Here is a 19,712-nt window from a genome sequence, read left to right as displayed (position 1 = left end):
ATTGGGAGCGGTCCCAATTATTTTTGTTATCAGACCAAAGAGCAGGTTGGCCACAACAAAGAATGGACGTTTGGATAAATGCATATTAAAAAATCATCATGAATGATAGTCACCGCTGTTTTTGACCATGTCGCTTTTACAATACGGCCGTATAGCTAAAATCCTTTTCAACTGCTATAACTTTCTCTGCCCATTCAGATAGCGGGCCGTCAATGCTCCTTTTCCCGCTTCAATGTCTGGCACCCAATCCTTCGAGGCAACGGGACACATCCCTATCCCATCATTGGTATTCAAAGTCAATGTCTATAAACATCTGTGCTATTATTTACTTAGTGAAAGGGTCTCTCTGCCAAATCCTTTATATCTCTTGCTTATGAGATCGCTTTTGGTACGATCGGTTAACCATATGGAGGGAACGAAGATGGGAAAATCAAAAAAGAAAACCAACGCCATGCGCTTGTTAGATGAACAAGGGCTTGACTATGACAGCCATACATATGAAGTCACAGATGGCAAGATCGATGGGGTGTCTGTTGCTCATAAAGTGGACAGAGATCCCCGTATTGTTTACAAAACACTTGTCACACAAGGGACATCACAGGCTGTTTATGTCTTTGTCATTCCAGTAGCCGAGGCATTAGATTTAAAAAAAGCTGCCCTTGCCGCTGGTGAGAAAAAAATAGAAATGCTTGCGGTCAAAGACTTACTGAAATGGACTGGCTATATTCGCGGCGGCTGCTCGCCGATTGGCATGAAGAAGCTCTATCCTACCTTTATTGCCAATCAAGCCAACCAACTTGATACCATTGTCGTTAGTGGAGGAAAAATCGGTGTGCAAATCGAGCTTACTGTAAATCATTTGCAAGCTCTCACGGAAGGGAAGCTCGCTGATATAGTAAAGGGGTAACTCCTAGATGCCATTCTATAAGGAGCTTTAAGGTGCAGTCAAACAGACCGCCCATTCTTCATGGATGGCGGTCTGTTTTTTGTAAGCTACTCCCCTTATAGCGCTTATCTAAAATTTTAAATGAGTTTTTGCCCACAATTGGAACAGAAGTTAGCCTGACCAGTTTTTGTCCCGCAATTCGGACAAAAATTGGGGCGTTTCTCGCCCTCTGATGCAGGCTCGATCGTTTGATTTTGGGCAGGCTGAGTGGACGCCGATGAGTTCATATTATGCATCATTTTATTTGCGACATTCATCCCCATCATCATCTCAACCATATCGGAGGTGACGCCTGATCCGCCCATTTTTCCTGAGGCCATGCCCTCAGTTAAGGAGATTTGCTGATACTTCTCAAGGTCCCCTACCATACCAAAGGAAGCATTCTTCGTAATCATGTCTTGGATCTCCTTCGGATAGTTAAAGCTCATCACATAGAAGCCCGTGATCGTGATCCCGCTTTTTATCATCTGCATGTCGAGATCTTCTTGAATACCTCTCGAAATATCAGCAGCCTGCGCCTGAAGATTGAACATATCCTTGCCTTCCTGGGATATCCATTTCATAAGGAGCTGATCTAGCACCGAGGTAATGCGAATTTTGACGTCTTCAACTAAATACCGGTCCTTCACACCAGCAATTTGATCAATCAAGGCCACATAATCATCCACTTTAAAATTAAAAGTGCCGTTCGCTCGAATGGGCATCCCGCCAGGAAGACCGGGCGCAGGAATATTGATGGCATTTTTTGTTCCCCATTTTACGGTGAACTCCTTCGTATTGACGAACAATACCTCCACCCGCATCCCACTATTGAAGCCAAACTTAAATCCTTTTAACGTTGACAGGAAGGGAATGATTTCCGATTCGATATCATACTCCCCCTCATCACGAAATATCCCTTCAATTTTCCCGTTATCTAAGAAAATAGCATCTTGACCTGGGCGGATAATCAACTTACTCCCTTTTTTAATCTCATTGTTATTCCATTTATAAAAAATCATATCATCTCTGAATTCTTGCCATTCTACAACATTGGCAAATTGATTCCTAAAAAAAGACACCCAACATCTCTCCTTTATCAACATAGACACGATTAAAATTTGCCACTTGATCCGCTGTGCGAGTAGCCTCCTGGGGTCACGCCACCCCCGCCGCCATCTTTAGAATTATTGGATGGCTTTCTCCTTCTCGTCACAGTTCTTCTTAGGAAGGTATCATAATCATTGACGACTCCAGAGCTTTGATGATCTAAATACGTTTTGGCATTGACCGTCACTCTACCTCCGGAACGATAGGCCATAAAGAAGATAATAATAAGTCCCGCTAGCAAAGAAACTGTGATTTGAAACCACCATTTAAAGAGAATACTATTGGGATTAACACCCGGTTTGTAGCCCATATAGTCATGTGCTTTGTGCATAAAATCTGAGAACGCTTGATAATACTGACCATCAGAGAGCTCTGGAGTGATTGCATTGCGGATTTGATCCATTCGCCCGCTATCTAAATAGCGTTTTGCCTTTTGAAACCCTGCCAAATAGACATCTCTTTCCTTCATATCGATTGCCAGAATCGCCGCATTGCCATGCGCTTTATCATAACCAGGAGCTTGGCTATCATAAAAATCCTCAACATACCGCTCGAGTGTCTGACCACCCGTTCCATTAACCGTTAAGATTAGGAAATCCGTCTTCCTGTCTTTGCCTAATCGACTGGATAAGGCTTGAAGCTTGGCTTTTTGTACACGTGTTAACAGATGCGCCTGATCAAAGATCGCTTCATGCGGGGATGCTGCTTTTGCAAGGGTACCCCAGGATCCCCCTATTAAAAAGACGACTACGAAGAATAAGATTAACCACGGTTTTTTCAGGAGCCCATGCCTCACAAAAATCCACCCCCCATAAGCAAAGCTACGCATTTAAAAGCTAACAATGTTCCCGCAGCAATGCCGCCAAACCATGCCGCCATTTTCCCTTTGCTTAATGGCGGAAAACCGACAACCTTTCCTGTCTCCCCGTTCATCGCAAAGGTGTACACCTTATTATTGTAATCATAGTTAACCATCCATACTGGCAGTAAAACATAAAAGCTTTTTACATTATTTGTCTCAATCTGTTTTTGCCTGTAATCTACAGAATGATAGCCTCTGAAGGTCGAGCTGATATAGGCTTCAATATATTCATTGATTTTGCCCTTCACGCGTGGCAGCAGCTCCTCATCTGTGTAATTATACTTTTCTGCAAGATACCCGACGAGATAAGGGGTTTTAAACTCTTTTAATTGATCATAAGAAAACGGCTCTAATCTATCCATTAACTCATCATCCATCTTCTCAGAGGCATCGGCAGGAATTTTCACATAATTCAAGTTGATGTCACGGAACGCCTCGTAAAACTCGGTTTCCGTACAAATATAGTCGCCTTCCTCATATGTACTCTCTCTTGTGCATATAGCACTAACCTGAACTTTACTATTAAGATCAAATAGCCAAAAAGGAATATACATACCCGTAATACTCTGAATGCGATCCGCCGTCATGAAGCCCTTTGGTGTGAGCAGTCCTTTGCGACACCATTTTTTAAAGGCCTGGATCGCCTCTTCTTTAGTAATGGTAAAAGGAATCACTCTTTTTGGCGCTAAATGCCCCGACACACGGTCACCAATGACGACACCCGCCCCGCAAAAACTGCAATGCGTTGCAACAGTATCAGCCGTAGTAATGAGTACCGCCCCGCAATTCTCGCATTGGTACTCTTTAGTTTCTTCAGGAGAAAACTCGGCTTGTTTTAACTCTTCAGGATAGCTTTCAATGTTTTCAATCCTACCGCAGCTGTCACAAATTAATTCCCCGCTTTTTGGATCAAAGGTCATATCACTGCCGCAACTCGGACATTTATAATAAAGGATCATGCTCTATCCCCCTCTTATCATAGAATTATAGGCTTAATCTTTCTTTATTTTTGCTTTAAGCACTTGAAGATCGGCAGCCACATCCGTTTTTATATGTGGATCAGCAGGTTCTGCGAATTCTTCTAGTTCATCTAATGGGGTGCTGCGCAGCTCTGCCAAGGCCTCCGCTTCAAACAAGGTCTGATCGACCTTGTCTTCCATTTGCCCAAGGCTCGTGCTAGAGTCAGCTATTTTTTTCTGTGTTTCGGAGGCTATCATTTTCGTTTTTAACACCTGGCTACGGGCTTCAAGTTCACGAAGATCAGCGGTCAATTTTTCCAGCAATTGTTTCATCTGAGTGGTCTCCGAGGCTACCCGCTGATAAGAGGTTTCCAATTCGGATTGCTCTGAGGCAAATGCGGCCTTCTTCTCCAAATAGGTTCTCGCATCGTTTTCATCGCCCGCTTCGATTGCCTTCATCGCGTAACGTTCCATTTTTTCTATATTACGCTGGCATTCATTTAGTCCCCTTTTTATTCGCTTTTCTTCCTCCATCAATGCGGCGGTTTCTGATTTTACCTTTCCCAAATCCAGATTAAGCGTTCTTAAAGTGTCCTGGATGGTCTTCTCCGGATTATCGGACTTATTTAAGACATCACTGATATGACTCGACATAATGGTTTTAAATCTTGATAAAATCCCCATATTCCTGCCTCCTTAACTTGTCATAAAGTAGATCAGCGGATGCTCCCGCATTGCCAAACTGCCTAGCGCTAGCGCTTTAGAAAACTTGGCTTGCACCACTTCGCTGGTACTCCTGATGTAATTTTTGCAAATCACACACTTAGGGTGCCCGCAAGTCTCAGGTGGCGAAAGTCAAAGTTACACTTATACTGTCTTCCTTTATGTATGAGCGTCAGCGAAGTTATAATTTCTGATAGTACAAAAAATCCGCCTTTACGAAATGGATGGGCGCTTTTTCTCCATTATACCGTTTTATGTTTGACTTACCTGAATAAAAATATGAAAGTCAGCATGTATCCGCCTTTTAATGGAAAAGGTCAACTCATACTTTTATTATATATACGTTAAAGAAGGGATTTACGTTTCAAGAAAAGGGGGAGAGGGAAATGAGGAAAGCCTGCACCTAAAAGGATAACACAGCATCTGTTGCTTCTTACCATTTATAGTGATAAGCAGGGACACCAACGGGGGCAGGGCGCTTACCGCTCATAACTAAAAAAATGATCACAAGCCCAAACGCGAGCATGACCATGAGTGCTTCATATACGGATAAGGGGCAACACCCCCTTTCGGAGATGCGCCGACCACCCTTTGAAAAACCCACTTTTTTATCACACTATTATTATAACGAAAACGAGTAAAAAAAAGGAACGAATTTTCGCATCTGAATCTTTCATTTAACAAACATGCAAGTTAATAACCTTACACAAACTGTTCAGCAACCTTCAAAATTTCTTCCTTATATTCCATTATTTCATCAACACGCTCTACTTTATAGCTTGTTCTGTTTTCATCATTCAGTTGTATGTATTTATTTCCTGTATTGAACCCTAAACGACACACCCATTTCCGAATATTATCATCCAATAACACATTGAAATAGCTTTTGTTATCTCGATAGAAAACCCGGCTCACATCAACTAATTCCTTTAGTATTAGCTTAATGAATACATAACCCTCTAGCTCTTCTTCAGTAGTAACTATTTGTTCTTCAGGGGGCGTTACAGGTACCTGTTCTGTTGCAGCTACTTCACGCACTCCATCTGCTTCAGGCTCTTCAGTATTTGCGCTCGTTGAATTCAATGCCTTTTGCAATTTATCATTCACTTTCTCGTTTACGAATTGGTTGAGTGATTTCTTCACCACATCTTTAAAACCATCGATCACCTTCTTCGTTTTCATGCCCTGGTAGACATCATTTAATATGAACTTGATAAACTCTTCACTCGGCTCATCCCACTCCCGAGTCAAAAAGGCTTTGATCTCATTGGTATACTTAAGTTCAGATGCTGTAGTTAAGACCTGTTCTACATTAAAATCATTTTTTCTAAACTTAGCGATTTCCAGAACTTGAGAGTCTCTCAGTTCAAGCATGTTAAATGTAAAAAATGGCTTGGCATCCATTTTATTATGCTCATCTAAATCCGTATAAAAATAATAGGTTAGCCCATTAGTTAAGATGGCAAACTTTGCATTGGTTGTACCGAAATAGCGATAAAGCTGTGAATCATGTTTTTCCAATTTCTCATTAATAGATTTCGCTTCAATTAAAATGACAGGCTCATTATCCTGAATGATAGCGTAATCAATTTTTTCACCTTTTTTAATGCCTACATCCGCTATAAATTCTGGCACTAATTCCTCCGGGTTAAACACATCATATCCTAAAGCTTGAATAAAAGGCATAATTAAAGAGGTCTTTGTTGCCTCTTCTGTCTGAATGTTATCTTTTATTCTTTCAATCCGCTTAGCTAATGCCTTGATTTGTTGAATAAACTCTTCCACCGCATTCTCCTCCTTTTTTCTAAAATAATTCTGAATACTCAATTTAAATTATACCAAATATTTCAAAATAAACAAGTGAAAAATAGGACAATATGACCATTGCCCTATTCACATGTTATAACTATATTTTTAAATGATGTTACCGCAAATCCTTATTGCCCCTTTGTTAAACGCTACTACTTCATTAAGAAAAACCGGGCGAAAAGCATGCCCGGTCCTTGTCCTTAGTATAGAGCATCATCCAATATGAAAGAGACTTCATTGCCTGATCAAGTGGACGGGAGCGCAAGGCGCCCGAGGAACACGCTAAAATCGTGTGTTCCTCGGACGCCGCTGACTCATGATGCGGAGACTAGAGTCCTGCGGGAAGTGGGGAGATCGGTAAGACCTTAGCAGTTACGCAGCGCAAGGAGGCTTACCACTCCCCCGCGGAAAGTGAGCGGCCTGGAGCGGAAATCCGCACCGTCCTTATGATCAGAAATTTTATACCTTCTGATCTTTTTAGAAAACTTGGCTTGCACCACTTCGCTGGTACTCCTGATGTGATTTTTGCCAATCACACACTTAGGGTGCCCGCAAGCCTTAGATGGCGTAAGCCAAAGTGACACTTATACTCTCTTCCTTTGAGAGCGTCAGCGAAATTATACATTCTGATAGTATAAAATAAAACACCCCAAGTCGTACTTTTTTCTGTACAATCTTGGGTGTCCTTTTTTTACTTAATTAATTTGTTTCTGTTTCAGTTTTTGAATAACCGCCTTAATCATAAAGTAATCCACTTCTTCAGGCAGCGCCTCTTTTAATGGTTTTAATTTGTCTGTACCGATTTGTTCAATCACTTCTATAATTTGTTCTTCATAATCAGCATTAATAAAACTGTCCCAATCGACTTCGAGATCATTTTCGCCGGCTTGTTCGAGGTGACTTTGAATGGTAATGATCGACATGGCTCGTGCATTAGCGATTTCCTGCAGGGAGTGGCCTTCTTTATAAAGCGCGTGGGTCACTTCATAGGACTTTCCATTCGCTGTGGCGATTGGCTTCTGTGGAGCGGATGAGGTTGGGTCTTTTTCCTCCGGCTCCTTCACATCGTTTTCCTCGCAATATTTCATGATTGCAGCTAAAAAGCCTTGTCCATAGCGTTCTAGCTTTTGTTCGCCGACACCTTTGATTTCTAACATCGCCTCTAGAGTTTGGGGAAGCTTGGAGCTCATCTCTCGCAAGCTTGCATCAGAAAAAATGATATAAGGCGGCACATTTTCTTTTTCTGACAGCTGCTTTCTAAGGTCTCTCAAGATTTCAAACAGTTCATTATCCACAACAAATTGCCTTGCTTGTACCGCTTCTTTTTTCATGACAGTGGCTTCGCCTAATAGCACATTAACCCCAAGATCGGTTAACATCAATACAGGATAAGCGCCGCTCGTTGGCTTTAAATACCCTTCAGCTGTTAAAAAGTCTATGAGTTCCGAGGCTTGTTTTTGATTATAGTTTTTCATAATGCCGTAGGTTGGTAGTTTATTAAAATGCATTTGCTTAATCTTTTGGTTATTGGATCCGGTTAAAACCTGAGCAATCATTGATTTGCCAAACCGTTCCTTCATCCGCTTGACACAGGAAAGGACCATTTGGGCCTCACGAGTCATATCCATCGACTCTCGATCATCTAGGCAATTGCCACAGTGCCCACAAGCATTGGATGCTTGATCACCAAAATACTCGAGAATATACTGTTGCAGGCAACCCTCTGTATGACAATATCCCACCATTTGCTGAAGCTTTTCATACTCCAATTTCTTTTGAACGGGATCCATCGTTTCTGATTGATCGATAAAAAATTTCTGAATTTGCGTATCCTGGGGGGAGTAGAGAAGAATACACTCGCTCTCTTGTCCATCACGCCCAGCGCGTCCCGCTTCTTGATAATAGGCTTCAATATTTTTTGGCATATTATAATGAATCACAAAATGAACATTGGACTTATCAATTCCCATTCCAAAGGCATTCGTCGCGATCATAACGGTCACTTCATCATACAAAAAGGCTTCTTGGTACGCTATTTTTTGCTCTTCACTTAAACCCGCATGATATTTACCAACCTTAAAACCCTTTTCCTTTAAGAAGTGATAAAGCTGTTCCACTAGCTTTCTGGTTGCCGCATAGATAATACCGGACTCCGATGCATTCTTTTTAAGATAGTTTGTGATATATTTTCTAGAATCCTGTCCTTTGATGACTTGAAAAAAGAGATTATCACGTGCAAAGCCACTTTGAACCACAGAAGATTCTCCGATAGCGAGCCGCTCGCAGATGTCTCGAGTGACTTGAGGTGTTGCAGTCGCAGTTAAAGCAACAATAGAAGGCTTCTTCTCTAGTTGATCAATCATTTGTTTTATGTAGCGGTAGCTTGGTCTAAAATCATGCCCCCATTGCGAGATACAGTGAGCTTCATCAATAGCAACCAGTGAAATAGGAAGGCGATTGAGCCACTCAATAAAGTAAGGCGCATTCAACCGCTCGGGGGCCATATAAATCATCTTGTAACCGCCCCTCGCCGCAACATCAAGGCGCTCTTGAACCTCTAGACTGGATAACGAACTATTAATAAAAGTGGCTGGAACCCCTGCTTCATCTAATGCATCGACTTGATCCTTCATCAAAGAGATAAGGGGTGAAATCACCAATGTTACTCCTGGAAAAAGCAGAGCGGGAATCTGATAACATAATGATTTTCCACCACCCGTCGGCATAATACCGACTGTATCCTGATGAGCAAGCAGCCTTTCAATAATAATCTTTTGTCCTTTACGGAAATCCTCATAGCCAAATGTCTTCTTTAGAAGCGCTCTGGCCTCGTTAAGCATGATAGCCCTCCTTTCTCGGTGCCTGTCACCGCCCGAAAGCTTAAAAATATATCGCCTGCTGATCCGGAGCTCGCCTGAATGTGATTCCTGTATTAATGGCTGCAAAATGTTTTTCTCCACAGCGGATTTTTGCTAGTTCTGTCGGGCGTAAATCTTCTGTTGCTATACTTCCTTTTGTTTCGACAATGAAGTATAGCTTATCTTGTCCTTCTTGCTGCAATGAAAGGGCCCAGTCGGGATTGTAGTTTCCCAATGGAGTTTTAATTTTGAATCCTGCCGGCAGTTTAATGTAAAAGCTAACATTTTGATCGTGCTCACATGCCTGAGCAAATTCACGTTCCACAGTGGAATCGACAATCACATGGTCATAGGGTGAACGCTTGTCATGAACGGGGACAATATAATCTTTATAACTTTCTATATCCTCTTGCAAGAATAGGGATTGCTCATAAACTTCCCCATTTGCTAATTTTTTGTACTGAATGCCATCTACTAGGGCCAACCGTTTAGCAGAATTGAGAAGGCGTGCTGTTTCCATCATATATGTTTGCGGGTTTCGTTTAAAATCACGTAAGGTATCACTTCGTTTTAATATGGCAATGAGCGTTTGACGTGTTAATTTCGTTTCATTTTGTAAATAAGTTAAGAGATCTGGCGCCTTTTCATACTGTGCTGCGGATACTGAAAAAGTGGTTTGCTCCTTCTTCACTGTTTCTATTCCCATACCTGTCGTTTCTAATCGATGTCTTTCATACTCAAGCTTAGCGATTCGGACTTCAAGTTCTTCCGATAATTTATGGGCTGCTTGTTCTATAAACGCCTCTGAATCCAACTGAATACAATAGCTTGTTTTATATTTTATTCGCTCCCAAAGCTCTAAAAATGGAGTCGCCAATGCTTCTTTATTTAATTTTACAGAGACTTTATTATTGCGATCCTTAATGTCGATTTTATCAACATTGAATTTGCCTTGAATCGCAGCGATTATTTTTTCTTTCATATCTTTTGCCATGCTTTTAAAGCTTTCTGGGATGGCAAAGGTGTTTGCTTTAATTGCTTTTGCCAATATTTCCGTGCCTTTGTTTTCGGCATCCAAATAGTGCTGCTCTTTTAAATAACGCACTAACTCCTTGGATTTTTGCTGACCAAGTGGAGTTTTATAGCCGGTTTCAGGATCAACAGCAATCACGAGTGAACTAAAAATATCGTCTAGAAATACGCCAAATTCAATGCCTTCCTCTTCATATTCTTTCTGTAGCCCTGAGGCAAATTCCTCGTAGCTTTCATTGGCCATAATTGTAAGTGTATTGACCTCAAAGCCTGGAACACGCTCTCCCTCTTGGTTGACAGCAATTCTTAATCCGCGTCCTATTTTTTGCCGTTTTGTAATAATATCTTTTGTTTCAATTAAGGTACAAATTTGAAAGACATTTGGGTTATCCCATCCCTCTTTTAAGGCTGAATGTGAGAAAATAAAACGCAATTTATGTGCTTTTTTCACATTTCCTTTTGCTTCATCATAGAAGGTCAGCAAATCCTCTTTATCTTTCATGATAATATGGTATGTGCTTTCATCTGATTGACCCATGCCATTCGTATTTTTGATTTTTCCTTTTCCATCGACAGAGAAATAGCCATCGTGCACTTCAGATACAGGAACATGGCGATCGCGCAAAGCTTTGTATTTCTCGGAACTGATGATCGCTTCGTACTCTTCCTCAAAGATTTTTGCATAAGGCCCCCGAATCCGCTGATTCTTGTCATCGTATTGCCGATAGTTGATGACATTATCAATAAAAAATAAACTCAGTACTTTGATTCCTAATGGATTGAGTTTTAATTCCTTATTTAAATGCGCCTCAATAGTTTTACGAATTTGAGCCCGCTTCAGCTGTAAATCATCTTCAAGCGCCTGACTTAGGCGAATAATGGAGGGCTCTCCTGAAAACTCAATATACTCTTGTCCTGGCTCAGCTGAGATATCCTTTACAAACCCAACGTGTTCATAGGCTGCAATCCGCTTTGATTTAAGATAAACATCGTCATCTTTTTTTAGCTTGATTTCTTTTTTCTCAATAGAGGTCTTGTTTTTTACATACATTTCAACGATGGCTGTCATTGTTTTTTTCGTCGCCTTGATCGCGATTAGCTTCATATAAGCTTTGTTGCCATCAATGGCTGGCTTAATTCCAGCCACTTCTACTTGTTTCACGAGCTTTTGTCGATAGGCTTCTACAGGGCCGAGCTTATAAAGGAGCGGGTAGCTTTTATTTTTATGTGTTGCTGAAAATCGGAAAACGATGGATGGATTTAATGCCGCAATAGCCTGTTGAGCATTCTCCGTGTTATCCACACTTTGTGGTTCATCAATGATGACAATGGGATGGGTTTCCCTCACTAATTCCTTAGGAGATAAGCCGTAAAGTGCGTCCATATCTGTTCGATTAAATAGATTGTCATTGCTATTAAATGACTGGATATTGATAATCATGATTTCGATATCCTCATTCGTCGCAAAACCTTGAACACGATTTAAATTTTTACTATCGTACATGAAGGCGCGATAAACAATCCCCTGCATTTGCGTTTTAAAATACTCCTTTGTGATACTAATCGATTTCATAACCCCTTCTTTAATGGCAACAGAAGGAACGATGATAATAAACTTTGTAAACCCATATTTTCTACTTAATTCAAGAATTGATTTTAAATAGACAAATGTTTTCCCTGTTCCTGTTTCCATTTCTATATTAAATTGTGGAAATGGGGTCGACAGTGATTCTGAAATGGGAATCCCTTGTCCAATTTGAATTTGCTGTACATTTTGCAATAGCTTGCTGGCCGATAAATCAATTTTATTGCCTATTCCCTTATCACCAAATAATTTCCCTTGACCCACTTGCGCTTGATCCATAATGGTGAATTCGGATTGACGTACATGTTGACCATCAAACGCTTGAATAATAGATTGTATCGCCGCATCTTGATAATCTAGCTCTTTGAATTGAATGTTCATATTGCTCACCTCTAAATCGTCAACACGTTATCTTCCGGATACCCCGCATCCTTTAACCGTTCAATACAATTCAATTTTTCTGAATCATTCCCATTAAATCCCGCATCGCTAAGTACCACACTGCTTGTTTCCATCCCATATTCATCACGTTTGGCAATAATCGCTTCGACAATATGGGTATCGATATTATCCGCCAGACAAATAAAGAGATGACCACAAGCGATATCATACACACGATGTTTATTTACTTTAAAGGTTTCAATTACAGATGTTAACGCTAGACCATGTTTTAGCATAATCTCATAAACGATATCTAATTCTGAACGTCCTTCAATAAAGGGTGTTGCAAATAAATCTAATTCTTCTTCGATCGTCTCAAAAGTCGCATTCCATTCACGAATATTCGATGTATCAAGTTTTAATACTTTAAAGCCAATATCCAAACTGTCAGGATCGATTGGCTCTGACAGAAGTCCTGCCTGATTTTCAATGAACGTTTGTCTAATCTGCTCACCCGCGCGGTGAATCCGTTCCACACCAATATCGCAAAGCGTTCGATAGCCATCTTTATACGCTTCTGAACGCTCCTCCAATCCTTCTGGTAATTGAACCATGATGAACCGACGCTGACCACCGTCCTCGGCATTTAACTGCATCGTCGCATGAGCGGTTGTCGCTGACCCAGAAAAGAAATCTAGAATGATTGAATCTGGGTTAGAGTAGAGTTCAATGATCCTTTTAATCAGTTCGATAGGCTTGGGATAAGTAAAATACGCCTTACCATCAAATAATTTCTTTAAACTTTGACTTGCATTTTGTGAATGTCCTACATCTTGATATTTCCATATCGTCATAGGGGTAATGGTATCTTTTACTTCTGATAAGAATCTCTTTATAGACGGAACATTATTTCCCTCGGGACCGAACCATATCCGGTTATCTTCAACATACTCTGCAAATTTATCCTTGCTTAATCGCCAGCTATATCCATTGGGAGGCATAACCTTTCTACCACTTGGTGTCATAATCTCATAAATGTTTTTCTCTATGGCCGGCCCAACGGATAAATCGGAGGACTTCCACAAGCCTCTTGGATCATTGTCTGGATTGGCATATCTGTCATTAGCCGCCTCTGTTCTTTTTAAGCCATTTGATACGAGGCCATTTGTGTTTTTCCCATAGACTAAAATAAAATCGTGGCTTTCAGAAAAGTTCTTTTTTAAGTTAACGGGAGAATATGCCCTTTCCCAAATGACTTGAGCAAGAAAATTATGTTCTCCAAATACTTCATTACATATCATTTTTAACTTTTCTTGTTCACTATCATCGATGCTGATAAAAATAACCCCATCATCGGTAAGTAAATGACGTGCTAACTTTAAACGAGGGTACATCATGTTTAACCAATCAGTATGAAATCTCCCATTACTCTCGGTATTGGTCGAAAGTCGATTTCCTTGTAAATCAACTTGCCCTGTTTGTTCTAAATAGCTTTGCACACCATCTGTGAAATTATCTTTATAGACAAAGTCTTTGCCTGTATTATATGGAGGATCAATATAAATTAGCTTAATCTTGCCATTATAGGATTTCTGCAGCAGCTTTAATACTTCTAAATTATCGCCTTCAATGTACAGGTTCTCTGTTGTATCAAAGTTTTTACTTTTTTCCGGGACTGGTCGTAATGTGCCTTTGGAAGGTTTTTGTGCACCTAATATGGCCTTTTTTTTACCATGCCACGTGAATTGATAGCGTTCATTGCTCTCCTCTACCTCTTGACCCAATACTGTTTTCAGCAGGTCAAAATCTATCTTATCTCCATCTGTTAAAACTTCAGGAAAGAGTTTCTTTAGTCTCTCGATATTTTGCTTAGTGATATCCAATGATTCACCCTTCAATTTATTAACCATCCTATTGCTCCTTTTCAATTATGCATGTGTCTATTAACCTTAAAGCTTTGACTGGCAAAGCAATATGTTTATTCATTTGTTTTTGCTTCCCTTAACTGACTCATTGATCCCTTTGTCAATCAAGCTCTCGCAATGTTATAACAGATTATTCTCTAGTGAAAGGAGATGATGAATACCCAGCTGCATTTTAGGTTGATTGGCAGCTCTTGCCCAATCCATGAATCTTAAGCAGCCTTTATGTATAAATTTATCCATTGTGATGAAATTCAAGCGTCAACACTCGATTAATTTTAGATGTTCAAATTGAGATTTGCTTCAACGCGTTGACACAAGAAGTGGACAACGTATATAAAAGTGAAAGGTGTTTGTTTTCGTTCAAAGTCTCCATATGTCCCTATATTAAAGTAGCCAGCTATCTGTTAAGCCTTATGGACTCTACCTTATTCTATCTAATTTCAAGGTGGATTTAAATATCGTTTACAAGAATTAAATGGGCAAAAATTACCCTTATCCATATTCCTTTAGCAGTTATATATAAAACAAAGGAACCCAATTAAGTCATCCCTTCTTTAGTCAAATCAAAAGCTGTGGGAAATAACACTTCCCACAGCTTTTATCTATCCCGTCATTCATAATTCTTAATTAACTCAAGAAGCTTTTCCATCCATTCAATATTAAAATCCATCGTTTTAAATGAATGATCAGTAATAAACGCAACAGACTTACTCAACTTTTCACCTGCTGCTTCAGATTGCCTCTTCATCGCTTCAAAAGTTTGCCTGCGTTTTTTTTCTTGCTTGATTGTTTCTTCAAAAAAGACAGCCACCTTATTTGTGTCTACAAAATCTAACAAATATATAGATATATATAGGTCTTTGATGGTGGTAAATTTTTTAAAGCTATTATAGATATCGTCTTCTAAAGCTAGCCTTCCCTCTTGCGTTATTGAATATAATGTTTTATCAGGTCGCTTTTCTGTATGAACAACTTCCGCTGTTTCAATGTAACCTTTCTTTTGAAGGGCTTCGAAATTATAATAGAACTTTCCGTCACTAATTGAAAGGGAACTGATATCAGGTAGGGACTCCACCAATCTCTTCTTTATCATATATGGATAGTCATTGCCTTTGGCCAACGTACCTAATATATATAAACGAATGGACACTCTCAAAACGCCTCCTATAAAACAGCCCTCACATCAGTATCATAACAAAATTACGACTCGGATGGCACCTTTTCAATAGAAACTTCTTTTGACTTGCGGTGAACGACTGCCACTACAAGCACATTAAGAGTGAGAACTACAGCCCCAATTAATACAAGGTGCCATTCATAATTCGCTAAGCGTCCACCGCCAAAGAGCAGGCTATAATCTGATTGCACACTGTAGTACATTGGTGAAATATAGCTTGCAATTTTATATGGAAGATACATCATTTCACGCGGCAAGACAGCACCATTTGCAATGACTTGAATCAGCATGATTGGCAGATTAATGATCATGCCCAATTGTCCAAATAACAGGCAAAAGACAGAGGTAAATTCTAGTGCGACTAGTAACTCTAACGCATGATGTAACCATAATTGTATAAAGGTTCCGCCACCATACCCATGGATCAAATAAAGAATAGAAATCCCAATTAATGGTGCGACAACAGCAATCAAAACGGCTACTGCTTGATGATAAAAAAAGGCTCTCCATTTACCTATGACATTCTTTACACCTCTATACACTCCAGATAAGGTAAGAGAAGCAATCATGGCCCCGACATAGGAAACTAAGGTTAAAAACATTGGTGCCATTTGATTGTGCATACCATCTGGCATTTTATTAATGGTTACCGTCTTTGAATCAAAACTATTTTGAATCGATGCCGCCAGCTGATCCGCTTGTTTTTCAGGCACATTGAGATTCATTAAAATACCTTTAGCTTTATTTAAAGAGAATTGCCCACTGATCTTTGTATCAATTTGGTTAGTGATACTTGTTAACGTACTCGTGATCATCGTTGGATTTGAGCCATTCACATAATAATCGATGTTCGGTTGTTTATTTTCTGAGCTCTGCAAGTTTGCACTAAAATCACTGGGGATATGAATCACCATACTTATTTTTCGCTCTTCCAATAAATCTTTACTTTCTTTTAACGTTTGATCTGTGTCAATCTCTTTAAACGGCAGGGATTCTTTTAACTGCTTGGCTAATGCTTTTCCATAATTATCGTCATCATTGACAATTGCTACATGCAACTCATCAATATTTTTCGGTACTGCGCTATAACCTGGAAGATAAATCACCATAAAAATAATCTGGTAAAAAATCGCCATGAACAACGCTGCAATCACGCCCTGATTCTTTAAAAATTTCCCAAAGCTCATCTTATCACCCTTTTTATATACCTAAATAAAAACACTCTAATTAGAGTACAATTATTATAGTAATAATAAAGATGGGTTCTGTCAATTAAAATTTTTTCTTAATGCTTTGACAGACTGTTTCTATTTATAGCTTTATCACAGTCTCTCTCCCTTTCTCCTCTCTTAAATTCTTATTAGGACCTGTTGACGTTCTAAGTACTTTAGCATCATCAACTTTTTTCATTCCGTTTCACCACTCTGTTGAAAACAAAGATATGAGGTGAATAGCTGCCTTTAGGCACGTTATTTGTAAAATAAACAGGATGTAAAGCTTTTTTACTTTCCAAGGATTGATCAAATGTTGGTAGAAGGCTCCTTACCCCACAATTGACTTTCTCATTATGTGACTAAAAGTCCAAAAGCATTACAACGTTCATCAGTCTCTTATTTTCCTAAAATAAAAAATGCACTATACTAAATTTAGGCAAAGACACGTACAATAATGATAGAAAAGCTCTCTTAAATTTCTACTCAATTAAATGAGGAGGGTCAACACATGGGGTTTGGATTTCGAAAAAGCATTAAGCTTGGCGGTGGCATGCGGCTCAATGTTGGAAAGCGTGGCATTGGAGTCAGTGCGGGTGTTAAAGGATTTAGGGTAAGTACAGGACCCTCGGGTACAAGAATGCGATCGACTATTCCTGGGACAGGGATCTATTATGAAAAACGTCTCAGTTCAAAGACACCGCGAGCGGCTAGACAGCGCTACCAGTCTCTCAATCAGCGCGAAAGGGAAATACAGAAACAAAATCAAGTAGAGCAGAATAAGCAAATCGTGGCAGCTTATGAAAATTATATTGATCTGCTTCAATCTGTCCATCTCGAATGCAGCTCACCCATTAACTGGGAAGGCGTGATGAAAACACCCGCCCCGTTTCTTGAAGGAGAAATGGGACCTCACGAGCTTGAAGCACAAAAAATAATCGATCATTATAAACCCACATTCCGCGATCGCTTATTTGGTCGTGTAGAAGCACGAAAAAGACAGCTCTCAGAAGATCTCAAACCCGCTCAAACGGAAGACCAACGCTTACTTGAAAACTGGAAAGCAACTGTTTCTAATGCAAGAAAGGTATTGTCAGGCGATGTCAATGCGTACCTAGACATTCTCGAAAATGAAACACCCTTTGAAGATATTGAAGCCTTGGGGAGCCGGTTTTCATTCAATGTGATTGATGCCAAAACAATAGAGGTAACCTTTAACATCCAATCACAGGAGGTCATTCCAGAAACGACTAAAACCTTGACTAAGACGGGCAAAGTCTCTGAGCGCAACATGGCAAAGGGTAAATACTTTGAGCTCTATCAAGATTACGTGTGCAGCTGTATTTTAAGAGTGGGTAGAGAACTCTTTGCTCTCCTGCCAGTTGATACAGTTCTCATTCACGCTATTGGCAAAGAACTTGATACCTCATTAGGTCAAAGGATCGAAGGCACTCTTGTGTCTGTCAGCTTAGACAAAGAGCGATTGAATCAGCTTAACTTTGAACACATTGACTGCTCTGATGCGATCGAAGGCTTTGAGCATCACATGACTTTTAGAAAAACAAAAGGCTTCAAGTTCATTGAACCGATTAAGATATAAGATATAGGGGGAAACACGTTGCGAATTGTTGTTGGAATGATTATGCTCATACTCTTTTTAATTCTACTATTTAAGTTTCCATTAATCCTTATTGGCCTCGGCCTTCTTATTTGGGGAGTATATGAGTTAACAATTAATAAGAAGCTTAAGGCAAAGAGCCTGATGCCACTCATTGTTCTCATGATAGGTCTTGGTGTTGGAATAAGCGGCATAGCTGTGGCGGCTTCCGGATCATCCAATAGCCATAAAGTAAGCAGCACTAAACAGCATAAGGCTCATCAAAAAACAGAGTCAGTCCAAACCACCAGCACCAAGGCTAAGCCATCAAATTCAGATAAAACGACACCAGTGAAACAAGCATCCACAAAACAATCCAAAGACAAAAAAACTTCCATCCCTTCTTACCTTGTGACAGCAACCGTCAGCAAGGATGTAGACGGTGACACGATCCATGTCAATTTAAAGGGGAAAGATGAACCAGTTAGGATGCTTTTAATCGATACACCTGAAACACACGATGCCAGAAAACCTGTTGAACCTTATGGGCCACAGGCTAGTAAATATGCACAAGAAAAGTTACCTGTAGGGAAAAAGATCTATCTTCAGTTAGGGAAAAAAGGAGCAGAAAGAGACAAATACAATCGCCTCTTAGCCTATGTCTACCTCACACCGAAGGATATGTACAACCTTGATGTGGTGAAAAAAGGTCTTGCCCGCGTCGCCTATGTTTATGAACCCAATACCGCTTACTTATCTGACTTAAAGGCGGCTCAAGATGAAGCAAAGTCAAAGCACCTAGGCATCTGGAGTATGGCCGGCTATGTTTCTAAAAATGGCTACAGCTTGACGAAATCCTGTTCATGGGCAAAGAGCAATGGTTACTCTACCGCTGGATGTAGTGCAGCTACTCAAACTAAAAAATCATCCACACGGTCAACTGCCACCCTAACCACTCAGACGAAGCAGGCAGTAACGAAATCGTCGCCGAAAACGCGTACGCAAACGGCTTCAACAGTTAAAAAGCATTCAACACCAACCAAAAAGTCATCAACTCCACCCACGGTCACTGGCTCTCTTGATGTCTCCCATGGACAAATGGCATCGGTGACAGTCAAGACAAGTCCGGGTACATCTGGAACGATTGCCGTTTATTATAATTCTGGTCCCAGTACCGCTCAAGGACTCACTAATAAAACCGCTGGAAGTGACGGAACCATTACTTGGACATGGAAAGTCGGCACTCGAACATCACCTGGTAGGTATAAAGTTGAAATCCATGTAGCAGGAAAATCAATCAATAAGACATTGGTTGTTCACTAAAAAATGATTAAGAAGACATGCAGAAGTACACCTTTTGTGTGTCTTTTTATTTAGCTCAGGAGACTTACGATGAAATAAAAAATACGATGAAAAGGGGATAGAAATTCGTAGTTTTTGACGAGGAAGTTGATAGATTTATTATAGCAAACCTCGAACAGCAGAGAAAGGATTAAATGCAAGATTCTAAAAAATATATACTATTGAGCCAAAAGACAGACCGCCCATAGTTAATCAG

Annotated in this window: 14 protein-coding genes; 3 read left to right on the top strand and 11 right to left on the bottom strand. The window is 40.1% G+C overall.

Annotated elements, in window-relative coordinates:
• Window positions 1-421 precede the first annotated feature (421 nt).
• Window positions 422-907, top strand: a complete 486-nt coding sequence (gene ybaK, locus IEW82_RS03665; protein ID WP_188689367.1) for a Cys-tRNA(Pro) deacylase — start codon at window positions 422-424, stop codon at window positions 905-907.
• A 116-nt stretch (window positions 908-1,023) separates the two neighbouring features.
• Here the strand turns inward: ybaK and IEW82_RS03660 are convergent, their stop codons facing one another.
• From IEW82_RS03660 to IEW82_RS03615, 11 genes are all read right to left on the bottom strand, one after another.
• Window positions 1,024-2,007: an SPFH domain-containing protein gene (locus IEW82_RS03660; RefSeq protein WP_188689365.1), complete on the bottom strand. Its 984-nt coding sequence runs from the start codon at window positions 2,005-2,007 to the stop codon at window positions 1,024-1,026.
• A 32-nt stretch (window positions 2,008-2,039) separates the two neighbouring features.
• On the bottom strand, window positions 2,040-2,831 hold the full coding sequence (locus IEW82_RS03655) for a TPM domain-containing protein (protein ID WP_229672254.1): 792 nt from the start codon (window positions 2,829-2,831) through the stop codon (window positions 2,040-2,042).
• Window positions 2,828-3,856 (bottom strand): TFIIB-type zinc ribbon-containing protein, encoded by a 1,029-nt coding sequence (locus tag IEW82_RS03650; RefSeq protein ID WP_188689361.1) that lies wholly within the window; start codon window positions 3,854-3,856, stop codon window positions 2,828-2,830. Before IEW82_RS03650 ends, IEW82_RS03655 begins: the two co-directional genes overlap by 4 nt.
• Window positions 3,857-3,889: 33 nt before the next feature.
• The gene (locus IEW82_RS03645; protein WP_188689359.1) at window positions 3,890-4,540 is read right to left on the bottom strand and encodes a PspA/IM30 family protein; all 651 of its coding nucleotides are present in this window, start codon (window positions 4,538-4,540) and stop codon (window positions 3,890-3,892) included.
• A 472-nt stretch (window positions 4,541-5,012) separates the two neighbouring features.
• Window positions 5,013-5,183, bottom strand: a complete 171-nt coding sequence (locus IEW82_RS20550; RefSeq protein WP_505891271.1) for a putative holin-like toxin — start codon at window positions 5,181-5,183, stop codon at window positions 5,013-5,015.
• Between the two features lie 98 nt (window positions 5,184-5,281).
• The gene (locus tag IEW82_RS03640) at window positions 5,282-6,364 is read right to left on the bottom strand and encodes a type I restriction endonuclease (RefSeq protein ID WP_188689358.1); all 1,083 of its coding nucleotides are present in this window, start codon (window positions 6,362-6,364) and stop codon (window positions 5,282-5,284) included.
• 719 nt (window positions 6,365-7,083) lie between these two features.
• Window positions 7,084-9,228: a DNA helicase RecQ gene (recQ, locus tag IEW82_RS03635; RefSeq protein WP_188689354.1), complete on the bottom strand. Its 2,145-nt coding sequence runs from the start codon at window positions 9,226-9,228 to the stop codon at window positions 7,084-7,086.
• Window positions 9,229-9,268: 40 nt separating this feature from the next.
• Window positions 9,269-12,244, bottom strand: a complete 2,976-nt coding sequence (locus IEW82_RS03630; RefSeq protein WP_188689351.1) for a restriction endonuclease — start codon at window positions 12,242-12,244, stop codon at window positions 9,269-9,271.
• Window positions 12,245-12,255: 11 nt separating this feature from the next.
• Window positions 12,256-14,154 (bottom strand): site-specific DNA-methyltransferase, encoded by a 1,899-nt coding sequence (locus IEW82_RS03625; RefSeq protein ID WP_188689347.1) that lies wholly within the window; start codon window positions 14,152-14,154, stop codon window positions 12,256-12,258.
• Between the two features lie 625 nt (window positions 14,155-14,779).
• A complete protein-coding gene (locus IEW82_RS03620) occupies window positions 14,780-15,319 on the bottom strand; it encodes a PadR family transcriptional regulator (RefSeq protein WP_188689343.1) in 540 nt (179 codons plus the stop codon).
• A 50-nt stretch (window positions 15,320-15,369) separates the two neighbouring features.
• Window positions 15,370-16,533 carry a YhgE/Pip domain-containing protein gene (locus IEW82_RS03615; protein WP_188689340.1) on the bottom strand — a complete coding sequence of 388 codons (1,164 nt, stop codon included), beginning with the start codon at window positions 16,531-16,533 and terminating at the stop codon, window positions 15,370-15,372.
• A gap of 535 nt (window positions 16,534-17,068) precedes the next feature.
• On the opposite strand from IEW82_RS03615, the gene IEW82_RS03610 reads away from it, so the two are divergent.
• Together IEW82_RS03610 and IEW82_RS03605 are read left to right on the top strand one after the other, a co-directional pair.
• Entirely contained in the window at window positions 17,069-18,157 is a 1,089-nt protein-coding gene (locus tag IEW82_RS03610) for a DUF4236 domain-containing protein (RefSeq protein WP_188689337.1), read from the top strand.
• A gap of 18 nt (window positions 18,158-18,175) precedes the next feature.
• Entirely contained in the window at window positions 18,176-19,477 is a 1,302-nt protein-coding gene (locus IEW82_RS03605) for a thermonuclease family protein (protein WP_188689332.1), read from the top strand.
• Window positions 19,478-19,712: the final 235 nt, after the last annotated feature.

The sequence above is a fragment of the Pullulanibacillus camelliae genome, from assembly GCF_014642655.1.
Lineage (GTDB): Bacteria > Bacillota > Bacilli > Bacillales > Sporolactobacillaceae > Pullulanibacillus > Pullulanibacillus camelliae.
The sequence above is the reverse complement of the archived record's forward strand: the minus strand, read 5'-3'. Positions and strand labels throughout refer to the sequence as shown.